17 protein-coding genes are annotated in these 17,958 nt (G+C 61.5%); 1 reads left to right on the plus strand and 16 read right to left on the minus strand.

Features of this window, described 5'->3' with window-relative positions; translation table 11 throughout:
• The 6 genes from LK535_RS16190 to LK535_RS16215 all read right to left on the minus strand — a co-directional run.
• On the minus strand, positions 1–418 hold a 418-nt coding region (locus tag LK535_RS16190; RefSeq protein WP_227772967.1), incomplete at its 3' end, for an SDR family oxidoreductase.
• Positions 415–1,467, minus strand: a complete 1,053-nt coding sequence (gene rfbB, locus LK535_RS16195) for a dTDP-glucose 4,6-dehydratase (RefSeq protein ID WP_227772968.1) — start codon at positions 1,465–1,467, stop codon at positions 415–417. The genes rfbB and LK535_RS16190, both read right to left, overlap by 4 nt.
• A 14-nt stretch (positions 1,468–1,481) precedes the next feature.
• Positions 1,482–2,078, minus strand: a complete 597-nt coding sequence (gene rfbC / locus LK535_RS16200) for a dTDP-4-dehydrorhamnose 3,5-epimerase (RefSeq protein ID WP_227772969.1) — start codon at positions 2,076–2,078, stop codon at positions 1,482–1,484.
• Positions 2,079–2,110: 32 nt separating this feature from the next.
• Positions 2,111–3,382: a nucleotide sugar dehydrogenase gene (locus tag LK535_RS16205; protein ID WP_227772970.1), complete on the minus strand. Its 1,272-nt coding sequence runs from the start codon at positions 3,380–3,382 to the stop codon at positions 2,111–2,113.
• A gap of 15 nt (positions 3,383–3,397) precedes the next feature.
• Positions 3,398–4,495: an SDR family oxidoreductase gene (locus tag LK535_RS16210; RefSeq protein WP_321576574.1), complete on the minus strand. Its 1,098-nt coding sequence runs from the start codon at positions 4,493–4,495 to the stop codon at positions 3,398–3,400.
• 21 nt (positions 4,496–4,516) lie between these two features.
• Positions 4,517–5,899: a right-handed parallel beta-helix repeat-containing protein gene (locus LK535_RS16215; protein WP_227772971.1), complete on the minus strand. Its 1,383-nt coding sequence runs from the start codon at positions 5,897–5,899 to the stop codon at positions 4,517–4,519.
• Positions 5,900–6,005: 106 nt separating this feature from the next.
• Here LK535_RS16215 and asnB point away from each other — a divergent pair, with 106 nt between their 5' ends.
• Positions 6,006–7,946: an asparagine synthase (glutamine-hydrolyzing) gene (asnB, locus tag LK535_RS16220; RefSeq protein ID WP_227772972.1), complete on the plus strand. Its 1,941-nt coding sequence runs from the start codon at positions 6,006–6,008 to the stop codon at positions 7,944–7,946.
• 22 nt (positions 7,947–7,968) lie between these two features.
• Here the strand turns inward: asnB and LK535_RS16225 are convergent, their stop codons facing one another.
• The 10 genes from LK535_RS16225 to LK535_RS16275 are packed head-to-tail and all read right to left on the minus strand — an operon-like array spanning position 7,969 to position 17,802.
• The gene (locus tag LK535_RS16225; protein ID WP_227772973.1) at positions 7,969–9,138 is read right to left on the minus strand and encodes a glycosyltransferase family 4 protein; all 1,170 of its coding nucleotides are present in this window, start codon (positions 9,136–9,138) and stop codon (positions 7,969–7,971) included.
• The gene (locus LK535_RS16230) at positions 9,135–10,220 is read right to left on the minus strand and encodes a glycosyltransferase family 4 protein (RefSeq protein WP_227772974.1); all 1,086 of its coding nucleotides are present in this window, start codon (positions 10,218–10,220) and stop codon (positions 9,135–9,137) included. The genes LK535_RS16225 and LK535_RS16230 overlap by 4 nt, the downstream gene beginning before the upstream one ends.
• A 57-nt stretch (positions 10,221–10,277) precedes the next feature.
• Positions 10,278–11,174, minus strand: coding sequence for a glycosyltransferase family 2 protein (locus tag LK535_RS16235; RefSeq protein ID WP_227772975.1), 897 nt, complete (start codon positions 11,172–11,174; stop codon positions 10,278–10,280).
• Positions 11,175–11,195: 21 nt separating this feature from the next.
• Entirely contained in the window at positions 11,196–12,242 is a 1,047-nt protein-coding gene (locus tag LK535_RS16240; RefSeq protein ID WP_227772976.1) for an EpsG family protein, read from the minus strand.
• The gene (locus tag LK535_RS16245; RefSeq protein ID WP_227772977.1) at positions 12,229–13,233 is read right to left on the minus strand and encodes a glycosyltransferase family 2 protein; all 1,005 of its coding nucleotides are present in this window, start codon (positions 13,231–13,233) and stop codon (positions 12,229–12,231) included. The genes LK535_RS16240 and LK535_RS16245 overlap by 14 nt, the downstream gene beginning before the upstream one ends.
• Positions 13,233–14,504, minus strand: coding sequence for an O-antigen translocase (locus tag LK535_RS16250; protein WP_227772978.1), 1,272 nt, complete (start codon positions 14,502–14,504; stop codon positions 13,233–13,235). The genes LK535_RS16245 and LK535_RS16250 overlap by 1 nt, the downstream gene beginning before the upstream one ends.
• Before the next feature lie 10 nt (positions 14,505–14,514).
• On the minus strand, positions 14,515–15,612 hold the full coding sequence (locus LK535_RS16255; RefSeq protein WP_227772979.1) for a DegT/DnrJ/EryC1/StrS family aminotransferase: 1,098 nt from the start codon (positions 15,610–15,612) through the stop codon (positions 14,515–14,517).
• A complete protein-coding gene (locus tag LK535_RS16260) occupies positions 15,609–16,043 on the minus strand; it encodes a sugar 3,4-ketoisomerase (RefSeq protein WP_227772980.1) in 435 nt (144 codons plus the stop codon). The genes LK535_RS16255 and LK535_RS16260 overlap by 4 nt, the downstream gene beginning before the upstream one ends.
• Positions 16,040–16,537, minus strand: coding sequence for an N-acetyltransferase (locus tag LK535_RS16965; protein WP_321576575.1), 498 nt, complete (start codon positions 16,535–16,537; stop codon positions 16,040–16,042). The genes LK535_RS16260 and LK535_RS16965 overlap by 4 nt, the downstream gene beginning before the upstream one ends.
• The gene (locus LK535_RS16275) at positions 16,534–17,802 is read right to left on the minus strand and encodes a sugar transferase (protein WP_227772981.1); all 1,269 of its coding nucleotides are present in this window, start codon (positions 17,800–17,802) and stop codon (positions 16,534–16,536) included. Before LK535_RS16275 ends, LK535_RS16965 begins: the two co-directional genes overlap by 4 nt.
• Positions 17,803–17,958: the final 156 nt, after the last annotated feature.

The raw sequence follows: 17,958 nt of genomic DNA on the forward strand, positions 1-17,958 counted from the left end.
TCGTGCGCACCGCCAACTCGCCACCCAGCTTCGACGCGCCGTAGACACCCAATGGCGCGACGGGATCGTCGACCTCCCACGCGCCCTGTTTGTCGCCGGCAAAGACGTAATCAGTCGACACCTGCACCAGCGGGATGTTCGCCCTGGCGCAGGCCTCGCCGAAGGCGGCCGGGGCCATGGCGTTGACCGCCCAGGCGGTGACGACGTCGCTCTCCGCCTTGTCGACCGCGGTATAGGCCGCGCCGTTGATCACTGCGGCCCATGGGCGTTCTGCGACCTTGGCGGCGATCGCAGTGGTATCGGTGAGGTCGAGATCGGCGACATCGATCGCGACGACCTCATAGCCCTCGGGCCAGGCGCAGCGCTGCAGCTCGGTGCCGAGCTGGCCATTCCCGCCGGTGACGAGGATGGACTTCACGCCGCCACCCCGCGCCGCTGCGCCGCACCGCGCTCGACGATCGGGCGCCACCAGGCCTCATTGTCGAGATACCAGCGCACCGTCTTCTCGACGCCGGTCTCGAACGTCTCCTGCGGCCGCCAGCCGAGTTCCTGCTCGATCCGCGTCGCGTCGATCGCGTAGCGCTTGTCGTGCCCCGGACGGTCGGCGACCGAGGTGATCTGCTCGGCATAGGGCTTGCCATCGGCGCGTGGGCGCAGCTGGTCGAGGATGCCGCAGATCGTGTGGACGACCTCGATGTTCTGCTTCTCGTTGAACCCGCCGACATTGTAGGTTCGGCCAAGCTGTCCACGCTCGAACACCGCCTGCAGCGCGCGGACGTGATCTTCGACGAACAGCCAGTCGCGCACCTGATCGCCCTTGCCGTAAACCGGCAGTGGCTCACCATCCAATGCCTTGGCGATCATCAGCGGCACCAGCTTCTCGGGGAAGTGATAGGGGCCGTAATTGTTCGAGCAATTGGTGATCAGCACCGGCAGGCCAAAGGTGTGGCCCCAGGCGCTGACGAGGTGGTCGGAGCCCGCCTTCGACGCCGAATAGGGCGAGCGCGGGTCATAAGGCGTATCCTCGGTGAACAGGCCTTCCTCGCCGAGCGAGCCGTACACTTCGTCGGTCGAAATATGGTGGAAGCGGAACCGCGCCTTGGCGTCGCCTTCGAGGCTCTGCCAGTAGGAGCGCGCCTCGGCGAGCATCGTATAGGTGCCGACGACATTGGTCTGGATGAACGCGCCCGGCCCGTCGATCGAGCGGTCGACATGGCTTTCCGCCGCGAGATGCGTGATCACATCGGGCTTGAACTCGGCGATCGCGGCGCGGACCGCCTCGGCGTCGCAGATATCGCCCTGCACGAAGCGGTAACGGTTGCTGTTCGCGACCCGCTCGACCGTCGACAGCGTGCCGGCATAGGTCAGCTTGTCGAAGTTGAGCACCTCGTAATCGGTGTTCTCGATGAGGTGCCGGACCAGGGCCGAGCCGATGAAACCGGCCCCGCCGGTGACGAAGATACGCATGCGGTGAATGTCCTTCAGGCGAGCGGGGTCAGCGGATTGCCGTCATAAGCGAAGGGGCTGTCGAAGTCGTCGAGGCCGGGCAGGACGGCGTCCTTTGCGCTGAGTTCGGGCGTGGCGCCGGCCGGCATCGGCCAGTCGATACCAACACTGTCCCAGCGGATCCCGCCATCGTTCTGCGGGGCATAGGTGTCGGAGACCTTGTAGGTCACTTCGCAATCGGGCTCGAGCGTGAGGAAGGCATGCGCGAAGCCGATCGGGACGAACAGCTGGTGGCCGTTCTCGGCGGAAAGCTCCGCCCCGACCCACTGGCCATAGGTCGGCGAGCCTTTGCGGACGTCAACGGCAACGTCGAAGATGCGCCCGCGGATGCAGCGCACGAGCTTGTCCTGCCCCCGAGGCGGCGTCTGGAAATGCAGACCGCGCAAGGTGAAGGCGGGGACGGACAGCGAATGATTGTCCTGCACGAACCGGCATGTGATGCCGAGCGCGTCGAACGCGGGTTCGGAATACACCTCGGTGAACCAGCCACGGGCATCGCCATGGCGCTTCGGGCGGATGAGCTGGACGGGGCTGATAGCCGTAAGAGCAGCGGGTGCCATCTCGTCTGTCATAAGCCCTGTCTCACCGTGACGCGCAGCATTTGTCAAAGCGACCAGTAGGAAATTCCGACCGGAACAGATGAAGGCGCGAGGAATGACCGCACGTCCATGACAAGTGCGGGCCGAAGCTCGGCGATGAGTTCCTGAGCCTTTTCCTTCAACGACCCATGGGGAACCGCAAAGACCAGTACGTCGATGTCGTGCCACTCTCCGGGGTTGCTGAGATCAAGGCCATATTCGTGCTTTGCCTCTGCGGCATCGGCCATTGGATCATGCACGAAAACGGTTGCGCCCGCGCCGTGAAGCGCGGTGATGATATCCGGAACCTTGGAATTGCGCAGATCCGGCACGTCTTCCTTGAAGGTGAGGCCGAGCACGCCGACGCGCACCGTCGCGGGTGCCTTGTCCACCAGCGTCAGCGCCTTGGAAGCGATGAACGCTCCCATGCCATTGTTTACCCGGCGACCGGCAAGAATGACTTCGGGATGATATCCCATCTTCTCGCTGGCATGGGTCAGATAATAAGGATCGACCCCGATGCAGTGTCCACCGACCAGACCGGGCGAAAATTTGAGGAAATTCCATTTCGTGCCCGCCGCATCCAGCACATCGCGGGTGCGCACGTTCATCCGGTCAAGAATCAGGGCAAGTTCGTTCATCAGGGCGATGTTCAGATCGCGCTGGGTGTTTTCGAGCACCTTGGCGGCTTCGGCGACCTTGATCGACGGCGCTTCGTGCAGGCCGGCCTGTACGATGCTGCCATAAACGGTGCGCAGGCGCGCAAGCGTCGTCTCGTCCTCCGCCGCGACGATTTTCGTGATCGTTTCCAGGCGATGTTCCTTGTCGCCCGGATTGATGCGTTCAGGAGAATAGCCGAGCCAGAAATCCACGCCGCGCTTCAAGCCGGATACCTGTTCGATCAGTGGCCCGCACACGTCTTCGGTCACACCAGGATAAACGGTCGATTCAAAGACGATCGCGCAGCCAGGCGAGATGACCTCGCCGAGTTGGCGACAGGCGGACTCCACCGGCGACAAATCAGGTTGCAGCGCATCGTCGATCGGCGTGGGAACGGTGACGATATAGAAGGAGCAGCCCCGCAGATCCTCGGCATCGCCGCTGATCCGCAGCCCGCTGGCGGCAAGCCGTTCATCGTCGATCTCATGCGTCCAGTCCGAACCGGCCTGAAGCGCAGCGACGCGCCGTTCGGATACGTCGAAGCCGACGACATCCTCGAATGCCTCGGCCAAGGCGACAGCGACTGGCAGGCCGACATAGCCAAGCCCGATCACCGCGATCTTCTCGTCGTTACGCATGATCACCCTTTTATTTCAGCTATGATGGCGAATGTACCAGCCCATCGCCTCACGCAGGCCGTCGCCCAGCGTGTGGGTGGGGGCGTATCCAAGCAGGCGACGTGCCTTGGAGATATCCGCCTGCGAATGGCGAACGTCGCCGGGCCGTTCGGGGCCGTACACCGGCGCGCCCGTATGATCCTTGCCATTTCCGGCCAGAATGGACTGGAGCAGGCGAAACAGGTCGTTGAGCGAATTGCGATCGCCAAGCGCGACATTATAGATTTGTCCGCGGGCATCCTGTGCTGCCAGGGCAGCGCGGATATTCGCCTGAACGACATTGTCGATGTAGCAAAAATCGCGGCTCGTCTCGCCATCGCCGTTGATCTGGACCGCATCGCCCTTAAGCATGGCTGCGATCCATTTCGGGATCACTGCGGCATAGGCGCCGTTCGGATCCTGGCGCCGGCCAAAGACATTGAAATAGCGCAGCCCCGTCGCGCGGAAATCATAAGCGCGCGCATAGACACTGGCATATTGTTCGTTAACCGCCTTGGTCACGGCATAAGGCGACAGCGGATTGCCGATGCGATCCTCGATCTTGGGCAGGTTCGGTTCGTCGCCATAGGTCGAACTGGAGGCGGCATAAGTGAAGCTGCGCACCCCCGCGCGCCGTGCTGCATCGAGCATGTTCAGAAAGCCCGAGATGTTCACGTCGTTCGTGGTCAGCGGATCTGCCAGCGAGCGGGGGACGGAGCCCAAGGCGGCCTGATGCAGGATGTGATCGGCATCGGCCACGATCGCGGCGCAGGCCGCTCGATCCCGGATGTCCGCCTCGACGAAGTCAAATCGTTGCCAATTTTCCTCACCCACATTGGCGCGCACTTCATCGAGATTGTGCCGATGCCCGGTCGCGAAATTATCGAGGCCGCGCACACGCTGGCCATTCACCAGCAGCGTTTCGACCAGATTGGAACCAATGAAACCCGCTGCTCCCGTCACGACCCAGGAAGCAGAATTTTGGCGAAGCACGTCGCGGACGGCCTCATCAGCCGCAAGCCAGGATGGTTGATGCAAGTTGCTGCCTTCAGGAGATGACGACGGGCCGTCGCCTAACCGATGCCCGGCAGGCATCCAACAGAAAACCGTATGGTATCAGGGAGCGACGATTGACCCCGATCGAGCAAGATTGTTCGATCGTATATCGGGCCGACGCAGCAGAACATGCTCCGGATTACGGCGAATGGGGGCAACTGCCGTTAGATTATCCCGAAAGTCGTTGTTCGCTAATGTGATACCATCGGATCGGCCAGGGGCTAGGAGAATGCAGGATGTGCCGGGCTTTCCATTGCCGCATCGCGTGAACCGGCTGGCCGAGACCGTTACACTTCCGGCATTGTATATGCCCAGCGCCGTACCATCGACCGTGCCGCATTCTTCGAAGTGGTCGGATATCCGGACATCAAGACATCCATCGGTGGGTCCAGTATAGCCGATGAAACTTTGCCCCAGATATCGCTGCCAGTGGTTGTTCTGGACAATGATGCCCTTGCCCGAATATAGCCGCACGCCCGCCCGGCCGTCGCTGCCCATGTTGTTTTCGATCACTACTTCCATGGACGGTGTCGACGGTGTGGGGCGACGATGGACGATGATCGCCACGTCGCTGCCACTGCCGCGATAGCGCGAGAAGCGGTTGCCCGAAATGGTCACCCCGCGCGGCAGGCGGCGTACCTGTTCCGGCGTGATCAGGCTGACTTGGCCGACATTGCCGCCGCACCCTTCGAAGACGCAGTTGGTGACCGAAATCCGTTCGAACACGTAGAAGGCAAAGCCGTCCGCCTCAAAATCCACCGGGCCAGGCATGTCGGGCCTGGTGCACCGCACGAAACGGCAGCGGTCGACAACGATATCGCTTCCCCCGATGACGGAGATGCCGTTGCGGTTGTCGTTGTTGATCCCGTCGAAAACGCAGCCGCGCACGGTGATGCGGGCATTCTGCCGCGGCACACGTTCGATCCCCTCACGTTCCGCACCGAGATACAGGCCATCGCCGGCGAAGCCACGGAATGTCACGTTTTCGATCAGGCAGTCGCTGACGCCTGACAGATTGACCAGATTGTGATGCTCAACAAACCCGCCATTCAGGACATGGCCCTCGATGACCATGTCGCGCAACGTGATGCCGCGGGTGGTCACGCGTGAGCCGTCGACGCGAAAGACGTTGGGCACCCTGCGACCTGTGCTGCGCACAACTGTTGTGTCTCCGTCACCGGAAATGGTGGCGCCCTCGGGCAGATTGAGCATGTCGACCAGATACACGCCGCCGGGGCCGGAGCCGCCACCACCAGGCAGATGCACCGGCTGCCCTGTGGCCAGTGCACGGGCGATCGCTGGCGTATCACCTGCATCACCTCGTCGCCGCAGCGCGGGCGCGGGAAGGGGTTCGGCAGCCTGCGCGCCCCGACAGGCGGGGAAAGCGACCAATGGCAAGGCCGTGAACATCAACAGAAGCTGGCGGCGTGCCGCAGAGGTCATTTCTTGTTCCGTGTAGCGTGGTTTCGGACTGAACCAGCGATGGCTTCATTGCGATCCTACAGACCGCTCCCTAATGCCGTCGGTAACAGCTTTAGGAACAGACCAGATGTGCGGCATTGCCGGTTTCGTTACAGGAAACAGCATCGACCTTGCCGCCACGATCCGGGCGATGACCGGGGTGATACAGCACCGCGGGCCCGATGACGAAGGCAGCTGGACCGATACAGAGAACGGCATAGCCCTGGGACATCGCCGTTTGGCGATCCTGGATCTGTCGCCGGGCGGCCATCAGCCGATGCAGTCGGTTAGCGGCCGATACGTGCTGATCTACAACGGTGAGATCTACAATCACGGGGCGTTGCGCACCGCCCTGGAAGAAGCCGGTGCGGCCCCCGAATGGCGGGGCCATTCCGATACCGAGGTGATGCTGGCAGGGTTCGATCATTGGGGTGTCGAGGCGACACTGCAGCGGTTGAACGGCATGTTCGCCTTCGCCTTGTGGGACAAGGCCGACCGATCGCTGATCCTAGCGCGCGACCGGATGGGGGAAAAGCCGCTATATTATGGCGTGCACGATGGCACGTTGCTGTTCGGATCGGAACTGAAGGCGCTGGTCGAGCACCCTGCGTTCCGCCCTCGGATCGACCGGCAGGCATTGGCCGCGTTCATGCGGCTTGGCTATGTTCCGGCGCCGGCATCGATCTGGCAAGGCATTCGAAAACTGCCCGCGGCGCATTGGATGACGATCGCGCGGAACGACATCACGCAGATGGTGGCGCGGCCGTATTGGGATATTGCCGAGGTCGCTCGCGCGGGGGTGGCATCGCCGCGGCAGAACGGGCCGGAACTGGCGAACGAGCTGGAGGCGCTGCTGGCGGACGCGGTGGGATTGCGGATGGAAGCCGACGTGCCGCTGGGCGCGTTTCTGTCGGGCGGGATCGATTCCTCGCTGGTCGCCGGATTGATGCAATCGCGCAGCGCAACGCCGGTGCGGACCTTCTCGATTGGATTCCACGATCCCGCGTTCAACGAGGCACATCACGCAAAGGCTGTCGCCACGCATCTGGGCACGCAGCATACCGAATTCTATGTCGGCATGGACGAGGCCCGCGATCTGTTGCCGGCCTTGCCGCACATCTGGGACGAGCCGTTCGCGGATTCATCGCAGATCCCGACATTTCTGGTCAGCCGGCTGGCCAGCCAGCATGTGACCGTGGCGCTTTCCGGCGACGGAGGCGACGAATTGTTCGGCGGATATAACCGGCACGTGACCGGGGCGGGCATCTGGAACCGGGTGCAGGCGATGCCGGGCGGATTGCGCCAGCTTGCCGCCCAGGCCCTGTCGCACAAGACGGTTGGCAGCGTGGCGGAAAAGGTTTCGGCCATGATTCCGGGTCAGCGGATCGCCGGGCTCGCCGCGCGCCTGCCCAAGGTGGGGGCTGTGGTGGGGGCGGCATCCCCGATGGATTTTTACACCCGCCTTATTTCCCAATGGCAGGAAGAGCCGGTGGTGCTGGGCGCGGACAGCCGCATCGTCCTGAGCGAACCGCCGGCGTTCGACGATTTCCGGAACACGATGATGTTCCTCGACATGACCACCTATATGGTCGACGACATTCTGGTGAAGGTTGACCGGGCGGGCATGGCGTCCAGCCTGGAAGGGCGCGTCCCGTTGCTGGATCATCGCCTGGTCGAATTCGCCTGGCAGGTGCCGATCGAGGCCAAGATCCGCGACGGCCGGGGCAAGATGATCCTGCGTGAAATCCTGGATCGTTACGTCCCGCGTGATCTGATCGACCGGCCCAAATCCGGTTTCGCTATTCCGATCGGGCAATGGCTGGCCGGGCCGCTCCGCCCTTGGGTGGAGGATCTGATCGACCCGCGCCGGATGCGCGAGGAAGGCTATCTTGATCCGGTGATCGTGGCCGATATCTGGCGGCGGTTCCTGAGTGGCGAGGTGCAGCTGGATACACGGCTGTGGTGCATCCTGATGTTCCAGGCGTGGCTGCGTGAACAGCCGATGGCCAACGTAAAGGCAGCTGCCTGACGTCAGCCTCAACTCCCCCGGATCAGCCGGTAATGCCCATGGCGCGCAGCATATGGGCATTGATCCGCCGCACATCGAACTGTTCCTCCGCCAGCTGACGGCTGGCCGCGCCCATCGGCTCGATCAGTTCGGGCTGATCGAGGAAGCGTTTCATGGCCTGCGCCAGCGGCACGGGATCGCGAGCGGGCACGAGGAAGCCATTATAGCCCTCCACCACCGTATCGCGGCACCCCGGCGCATCGGTGGTAACGATCGGGCGGGCCATGGCCATCGCCTCCTGCGTGCTGCGCGGTTTTCCTTCGCGATAGGATGGCAGGACGAACACGCTGGATTGCGCGATGATCGGGCGCACATCACTCTGGTGGCCCGGCCACTCAATCAACCCCTCATCGACCCAGGCGCGCACTTCCTCCAGCGTGAAACCACCGGGATTGGGATCCCACCCGCCCAAGAGGACGAACCGCGCATCGGGATAATCCGCCCGCAGCAGGCGCGCGGCCTCGACGAATTCGGCAATCCCCTTTTCCCGCAGCAGCCGGGCCATCAACAGAAACGTGACCGGCGCCGTGACCGCGGGCGCGGGCGACAGGCGATCGAAATCCACCCCCGATCCGGCGAGCAGTTCGATCCGGCCGGCCGGCGCGATGCCATTGTCGATGAAGAAGCTGCGATCGTCCTCGTTCTGCACGAACACGACCCGGCACAGGCGAAAGGCCAGCCAGTATAGCGACGAGGCGACCCCGCGCAGCACGCGCCGTTTCAGCGTGTCCGGCCCGGCCCCCGGCGTGAAGACATAGCCAAGCCCCGCCACCATCGCGAACCGGCGCTGCACGCCGGCAAGGCGGGCGGCGATCGTGCCGTAGGTGACCGGCTTGATGAAATAACCGAACACCGCATCGGGCTTCAGCCGGCGGAAGGTGCGGACCAGGCCGAACATGTCGCGCAGGTCGCGCAGCGGATGCATGCCGGTGCGTTCCAGCGATACATCGACCGGGATCGCGCCCAATTGCTCCATCGCGGCGCGGGTATCCGCATCATGATCGGGCGCCAGCGCATAGACGGTGATCCCGCGCGACACGAATTCGCGGATCAATGGTCCGCGAAAATTGGCGAGGGTCGCCGCGCCGCTCGTCAGCATCGCGATCGATCGCACGGCGCCTTCGCCCGGCGCGGTCATGGCATGGTCAGTCATGAAGGGCGTTTCCCGGCTGCTGCTCGCAACACGGACAGGACGCGATCCTGTTGCGAGCGCAGCGAATAGCGTTGTTCCGCCACCTCATGCGCATGGCGGCCGAAATCGTGGCGAAGGGCAGGGTCGGTCAGCAACCGTTCGAGCGCCTGCGCCCAGCCTGCCGTGTCCGTGGCGAGAAAGCCGTCCACGCCATGCGAAACGATCTGCGCATTCACCCCGACAGGCGAGGCGATGACCGGCAGACCGCACGCCATGTACTGGATCAGTTTATACCCGCATTTGCCGCGCGCCCATGGTTCGTCGGGCAAGGGCATGATGCCGATATCCATCGCCTGGATATCGCTGATCTCGCGATCCTCGGCCCATTCGATCGCCTCGATCCCGGCAATGCCGCGCGCACGCGGGCCAGCCCCCACGACGCGCAGCGTGGCCCCGTGCCGCGCCAATACCGGCAGCAGCACTGGCAGCATCGGTTCGACATAGCCCCAGGTCGATGGCGATCCGATCCAGCCGACAACCGGCGTCGCGCGGGGCGGGGCATCGGGGCTGATCCGCCACGACGGCTGATAGGCATCGGTATCGACGACGGTCGGCACGATCAGGCTGTTGGAGCAATATTGCCCGACATAGGCCTGAAGATAGGCGTTGCCGCACAGGCACGCCGACGCCTGGCGCAGCAGCGGCGCCAGCTTGTTGCCCAGCACCCGCCGTACCAGCGGCACGCGATGCTGATCGTACATGTGAAAGATCGCATCATCGATATCGTAGACGATCGGCGTCCCCGTCAGTCCCAGCGCGCGTTCCGCGATGCCGGGCAGATAGGGGAATGCCTCATATTGCACCCACAGCACGTCGAACCGGCGCGCGGCGAACAGATCGGCAAGGCGGCGGGCATAGCCACGCGCCACATCCCCGCGCCGCTGCGGCTCACCCCGCGCGAGGCGGGCGACATAATCGTCATCAAGCAGCGGACGGATTTCCAGCTCCACCCCGTGCCGGGCGAGGTGGGGCGCATATTGCAGCAACCGCTGGCGCGTGCTGGCCGCCCGGGTTCCATATTTGGCAAGTCCAAGGACGCGCATCGCTACTCGATCATTGTTCGGATGGGGGGAGGGAGCTCTGTCGGCATGGACACGATTTCAGTGGCGCCGACGTGAGCGGAATGGTCCCTCCGGACCAAGCAGCAGCCGGTAGGCGCCGATCGTCTCCTGAGCCTCCGCGCCCGAACGGTTCGCCAAAGCCCGGACTAGGCGCATGGCCGGCTCGACCGTCAGTGTCATTGCAAGAACTGTAAGATACCCGGCTGTGGAGAAATGCTTCTGCGCATATTGCAGGCGACTGGTCAAAGAATAGAAAAGGCGCCGCGCCTTGATACTATCTGATGTGCCGCCTCCCTTATGATAGGAAGACGCGGTAGAAAGGTAGAATATAGTCCAGCCCGCCTGTGTGACGCGACGTGAAATATCGAGATCTTCGAAATATACAAAGAAACGTTCGTCAAACCCATTTACACGAGTAAATACGTCGCGACGTATGAAATAGAATGCGCCGATCACATGCGCGACGTTCCGATCACTTTTGTGGTCGAACGGAGTACGGAAGCTGTCGACTCGGTAGATATTGAGCGGTCCGGGGTATTGAGTGGTGTGCTGTTGAATAGCGCCGCCATCCTCGATCAGCCGTATCCCGCAAACGCCAACCCGCTGTGCGGCCGCGCTATCCATGAAGCTGCAAACATCGGCCAACGTCGTAGGATAAAGTCGGGTATCCGGGTTCAGGAACAGAAGAAAGCGGCTGCTGCCCAGCGCCGCCCCACGGTTGCACGCGCGCCCGAAGCCTAGGTTCTCACCTGTTCGTACGACAACGATGCGAGCATCCTCAGGTAGACGATCAAGCGATTGATCGGTCGATCCATTATCGACAATGATGATCTTGCTCAGCAGATCATTGCCGGTGTCGAGCGCTGACTGTACGCAGTCGCGCAGCATATCGCCGGCGTTCCAGTTGACGATAACAATATCGATGTCGGCGGGCACAATAATAATTCCGGATCTATATTAAACAGAGAAAATGACGCCTTCTCGAATAGCCAGAAAAAGCAAAAGGGCGGCGTTGGAAAAGACGAGAATAATTGGTGCTATGTCGCGCCGTTCCCACGGGTATCTGAAAGACGCAAAAATAACGGATACCATCAACATCTCCTTTGCGCGAACGGCAATGATTGGAGACTGGGAAAGTAGGATGATGAATACTATAGAAAGGCCTACCATAATGGTAAAGCACTTTAGATACATCCCGTGAGACAACCAGCCTGCATAGGCGGCTGCCCCAAAAATGGCGACAACAATAAGATTGTTTATAGACCCCATAGATGTAGAGTCTATGGCCGCGACGTTGTCAACGTAACTTCCAACGAGTGGATTGAAGTTGGAGAACAAAGATATAAGAAGATTGTTTATTCCGCCGCCTGAAATAAGTGTAAATACTATAACAAGGAGACCAATTGAAACGGCAATAAGAGAGGGAATGTTCCGGCGAAGAACATAGGCTCCCCCGAACGCACAGAAAAGAAGAATGATGCTATAGTGAAAAGAGAAGCCTGCCAGGCAAATTACCCCTGTAAGGATAAACCTCTTTTCAAATAACGTGTGAATAGCCAACATGCCCAACGATATAGCCAGAGAAGCCCTTATCTGCGTATACTCTTGACTAGGGTAGAAAGTGGCTAAGTAGACAGCCATTGCTGTCAAAGGATACGTAAGGTATCTCTTAAAAAGAAATGCCTTTATCGCAAGTGAGGCGAATACAACTGTGAAAAACAGTGCCTGGTACGGCAGTTTGAGAACATGCGCGAAAACCCAAGACACAAGGTGAAAGCCGGGTTCGAACCGCGTATCTTGAAATGAGAAGAACGGCGGAATGCGCCAGAAATAGTCGACATATTCAAGATAGTCTCGTCCCACGCCAAGCCAGGCGTTGGAAGACGCCAGCGAGAGGAGAACGACCATTGCTGCCCAGCCAAATGTTTCCGGGGCGGCAATCGGGAAAACCGGTTTCTGAAGGCCGATGGGTTCTCCGGTCGCGAAGGTTTCAGCGGCTGCCATCGCGCCCTATCCGTCTGGTAATCGAGGAAAAAACTCGCCCGAGGGGCCGCGTGATCGTGCCGGGAACAGGATTTTTGATCAAGGCTTGCCCAAACAGCTTCGCGGCCTGCGGCAATTCGCGCTGGTACAGATGGATCAGCGCGACGTCGGCAAGCACGTTCGCGACGGCTTCGCGTCGATATTCGGGAGCGACCCCTTGCGTGGCGACTTCCATGCAAATGGCTAACTGACGGCGCAGGTTATTGTGGGTGCCGCTGTCATGCACCCGATAACGGCACAGCACGATTTCGAACATCGTGCGCATGTCGACCGGGCGGTGACGCGCAAGGCGGGAAACTTTGACGAAGGTTGGCCAATCGTCGAGCATCAGCTTGTCCTGCCATGCCCGTGTATCGCGCAGCATCGCTGTGCCGAACACGGATGATTGCAGCAGCAGGGGTTTGGGGAATTCAACGCTTAGCGCCCGTTCGCGCGGCTCGGGCGCGGCATCGATCATCGCGGCAGTCGCATCGCCATATACCAGTTCGCCGTCACGCCCCTCGAGATAGGTGGCCTGACAGATCCAGCATAGGTCGTCGTTACCCTGCACCTCCAGCCGCGCAACCACCGCGGCTAGGCCCTGCGGCTCGTAATAATCGTCGGAAGCGATGAACGCGACGAAGCGGGTGTCCGTCAGCGCCAGGCCGCTGGCCAGGGAATCCCGCAGCCCGGCGTTGCGCTTGGCATAAATGCGCACGTGCAGCGCCGGATCGAACGGATAGGAGGCGACGAAATCCATCGTCCCGTCCGGCGATCCATCGTCGATGAAGATCACGGCCAGGCGATCGCACGCCTGCGATGCCTCGATCGCGGCGAATGCCTCCGGCAGATAGCGGCAATGATTGTACGATCCGATCACGATCGTCAGCAGGCGATCATCACTTGCCACGCCCGTTTCGCGCAGCAGTTCGAGCGGAGCGGCTCCCGCCGGCAAAGGAACCTGACCCACCATCAGGCGCGGCCGGGTACTGGCCGCGTCTCGGGAGAGCGGACTAGGATCAGATACCACATTGCCACCATGTACACCGCATAGTTTGCCAGATGCGCCATCGCCACACCTTCAAAGCCGAAAAGCCGTGTGAGAAGTGCCGCGCTGGCCCAGAAGGACAATGCGAACAGCAGCTCGGTGACGATGAACAGGCGGGTCATGCCTCGACCCAGCATCACGAATGACAAAACCCAGCTGGAAATCTTCACCACGTCGCCGGCCATCTGCCAGCCGAACAGAACCTCCATCGGGGCGAAGTCGGCGGTGAACAGGATCGCGATGACCAGATCGCGCAGCAGGTACAAGGCCAGCGAGATCACCGTCACTGCCGGCACGACGATCCGATAGGTACCAAGGATCTCGCGACGCAGCTCGGCTGGATCACGGATTTCCGACAGGCGCGGCAGATAATATAGCGACAGCGTTACCGTGACGAAGGTGAGATAGATGGTGCTGATACGCCACATCGCATCCCAGTAACCGGCGTAATCCCAGCCGAACTGGGCGGCGAGATCGTTACGCACCGCCACCTGGCTAAGCGGGGCGGCGATCGCGCTGGCGGCCGCCATGGCGACGAACCCTCCCAGCGCGCGCAGATGCCGGCGATCGATCCGGCCGACCAAATAGCGCAGCCGGAACCACGCCGTGCGCGCCACCTGATGGAACGTGACGAAAAACACCAGCGCCTGATTGATGCTGAGCGCCACCAGCGTACCGTACAGGCCATACCAATAAGCCAGCGCTCCCGTCACGGCGAGCCCGATGAATGAGCCCGCGATATTGCTGATGACGTAGCGTTTCACTTCCTTCTTGCCGTTCAGCAGCGCCAGCAGAAGGGCATTCAGGCTGATGAAGACAAGGCCGGCCGCCAGCCACAGGAAGATGCTGGCCAAGGCCGGATCGTGCAGCAGTTCGCGCGCCAGGAAGTCGCGCGCCAGCACGATGGCGACCGCACTGATGAGTGAGGCGATCAGCGTTACGGTGCCGGCCGTCTGCCATAATCGCCGCTGCGATGCTTCGTCGTCGAAAAGTTCGGCAGTATATTTGACAACGCCGGTATTGGTCGCCCCGGTCGCGAAGGTGACGATCATGCCAACCAGGTTCTGGAACTGCCCGATGATCGCATAGCCGGACGGACCGACGTAGATCGCCAGGATCTTGTTCAGCAGCAGCGCTGTGCCCATGCGCACGGCCACGGCGATGCCGTTCCAGAAGCTGGTCCGAATAAGGCTCAAACGAAGCGCCTCAGAAGAAACGTCGGATCGCGTCGATGACCTGATCGACCTCATCGTCGGTCAGCATGGGGCCGATGGGCAGGCTCAACACCTCACGATGCAGCCGCTCGCTGATCGGGAAGGTGCCTTCGCCAAGGCCAAGCGCGGCATAAGCGGGCTGCAGGTGCGGCGCGACCGGATAATGGATCATGGTTGCGATCCCCTGTTCGCGCAGATGCGCCGCCAACGCATCGCGCGCCGGATGCTGCACGACATACAGGTGCCACACCGGCTCGGCCCATTCCGGCACCGACGGTAGGATCAGATCCAGCCCCTGCAGCCCGGCGCTGTAGCGGGCCGCGATCGCGCGGCGCCGTTCGTTCTCCGTATCCAGATGCGGCAGCTTGGCGCGCAGAAACGCGGCCTGCATCTCATCGAGGCGGCTGTTATAGCCGATCACCTCATGATGATATTTGCGGCTGGAGCCATAATTGCGCAGCCGGCCGATTGCGTCGGCCATTGCCGTATCGGCAGTCACCGCACCGCCATCGCCAAGCGCGCCTAGGTTCTTGCCCGGATAGAAGCTCCAGGTGACGATCGCGCCTTCGTCGCTGCCGATGCGTCGGCCCTTGTACCGGGCGCCATGCGCCTGCGCCGCATCCTCGATCAGCGCCAGATCGTGGCGTGTGGCAATGGCGCGCAACGGATCGAGATCGGCCGGCTGACCGTACAGATGGACGGCGATGATGGCCCGTGTGCGCGGCGTGATGGCCGCTTCCACCAAGTCGGGATCGATGTTGCAGGTGGCCGGATCAGGCTCCACGCCGATCGGCACCGCGCCGACATGGCTGACGGCCAGCCAGGTCGCAATATAGGTGTTGCTGGGAACGATGACCTCGTCCCCCGGCCCGATGCCGAGCGCGCGCAACGCCAGTGAAATGGCATCCAGGCCGTTGGCGACGCCGACTGCGGCCGGCGCATCGCAATAAGCGGCGAATTCGCGTTCGAAGCTGGCGACCTCCTCGCCCAGAATGAACCAGCCGCTGTCGATGACCCGCGCCGCTGCGGCCAGCAAATCGTCCCGCCGGGCCCGTGCGCCAGCGCCCAGATCAAGAAACTCGACCATCATTGACCATCATAATGGAGGGATGCCCGACGCGCGGCGAGATAGGCGTCGTAATCGCGAAAATAATCGTCTTCCTCATAGGTGTTCGAGGCAAGGACAAGGCAGACGGAGCCAGAGGAAAAATTTTCCAGATCGCGCCAGATCATCGGGCACACATACAATGCCTGATAGGGCCGGTTCAGGTGGAAGGTTTTGCGTGTGATGCCGTCGTCGAGGACCACGTCAAAACTGCCTGACACCGAAATGATGAACTGGTGCAGCGCCTTATGGGCGTGAGAGCCGCGCTCCGCACCGCCCGGTACATCGTACAGATAATAGATGCGCTGAATGCCGAACGGAACGTGACGCCCGCCTTCCACGAACGTCAGGTTGCCGCGGATATCCTGGATCTTGGGCAGATCGGTGATCCGACACAGGTCAAGCAATGGGGTCATATGGTGGTTTCGTCCCGCCGTTTGCTGGAGGAGACAATGGTCGCCGGATTGCCGACCACCGTTGCGCCTGGCGGAACGCTGCGCGTTACTACCGCCCCCGCCCCGACCATCGCCCCGGCGCCGATTTCGATCCCCGGAAGGATCGTGGCATTGGCGCCGACCGATGCGCCCGCCCGCACGACCGTGTCCAGAAAGGGGGTCGAATAATCTTTCGACCGCGGACGCAGATCGTTGGTGAACGTCGCGTTGGGACCGATGAAGACCCCGTCCTCGATCGTGATCCCGCTCCACAACTGGACGCCGGATTTCACCGTCACGTCGTTACCGATCCTAACGCCGCCCTCGATCAGGCAATGCGAGCAGATGTTGCAGCCGGCGCCGATCTCCGCGCCGTCGAGTATGACGCAAAACTGCCAGATCCTGGTGCCATCCCCAATCCTGCTGGTCTGGATGTCGGACATGGGGTGAATGAAGGGCCCGGGCAGACTGGTCATTTCGATCCGTGTCCAGTGATCATGGTGCGGATGGTCTTCACGACGATCAGCATGTCGATCCAGGGAGAATAATGTTTGATGTAATAGAAGTCGTAGTGGAGCTTGTTGCGCACTTCATCCACCTCGGCGACATGGCCCTGGCAGACCTGTGCCCAGCCCGCGATGCCCGGCCGGATGATGTGACGATACCGATAGAAGGGGATTTCCTGCTCGTACCAGCGTGACAGGACGGCTGCCTCCGGACGCGGGCCAATGAAGCTCATCTCGCCCTTCAGGACGTTGAAGAGCTGCGGCAATTCATCCAATCGGCTCTTGCGCAAAAATCTGCCCAAGGGGGTGATCCGGCTGTCCCCGCTTTGCGTGATCGCCGCTTCACGTACATCGCGCGTTGGATCAACCGCCGCCGTCATGGTGCGAAACTTGTAAACCCGGAACGGTTGCCCCCGCGAGCCGATGCGTTCCTGTACGAACAGCGCGGGCCCGGCCGATGTGACCTTCACCAGAAGGGCAATCAACAGCATCAGAGGCAGCAGCAAAATGCCAAGAACCGCCGCTGCTATCCAATCGATGGCGTGCTTCACTACCCGATAGGCCGGCCGCGGCGTCAACGATCCAAAACTGTTTTCGGACAGATGCTCCAGCTCCACCCTGCCGGTCAGGGATTCCATCAGGTGCTTGCTGTGCAGAACCGGGAGCTGGGCGAGGGCATAATCGGCAAGCCTGGTTTCCCATGCATCCGGCAAGTCACCGCGCAGGTCCACTGCTACCGCATCAATGCCGTCAATGGGCTCATCGGGAGAGTGAAGCAGGTGCCAGTCGACGTTTTCGATTTCCATCAACGTCTGGATATTGCCGATCGGGATCAACCCGATCCGTAGCCGCCGCCGTTGGGAGGTCGTCAGGACGAACAGCATCCAGATGAAGCCGAATACCAATCCCGCTACCAGGCTAACGCGATTGTACTGGATCCGGGACAAAATGAAGATGCCAAGCAAGGTACCGTAAGCCAGGCCAAACGACGGCAGCAGGGAGGACGCCGCTTCTTGCCCGGGATAGGTGGCGATATGCCGGGTCAGCCAGATGGCCACCACTGTGGCGGCGACAACGCCAATGAGCGTGTAAAGATGTATAGCGTAATCGTTCGGCGGCAGGCCCAGCGCCATGCGTGTCAGGTAAGGAAGAACACCGGCGATAAGGATGCCACCGCCCACTTGGAACCAGAAACTTTCCCAGTGCGAGGCATGACGAAGTTGCAGATTACCCACTAAGGCGCTCTCGATCCGGTTTCAGTGTCTGTGCAAGAGGCTGGATATCTTCCGCGTCTGCTCTGTCGGCCTTGTGAAGTCCGCCGTGGCCGATAGACGCCGGCCTTTCTCATTGCAACAAGCTGACCTGCCTCGTCGGCCGCGATGCCGTTGTTC

It is taken from the genome of Sphingomonas sp. IC4-52 (assembly GCF_020707225.1).
Classification (GTDB): Bacteria; Pseudomonadota; Alphaproteobacteria; order Sphingomonadales; family Sphingomonadaceae; genus Sphingomonas.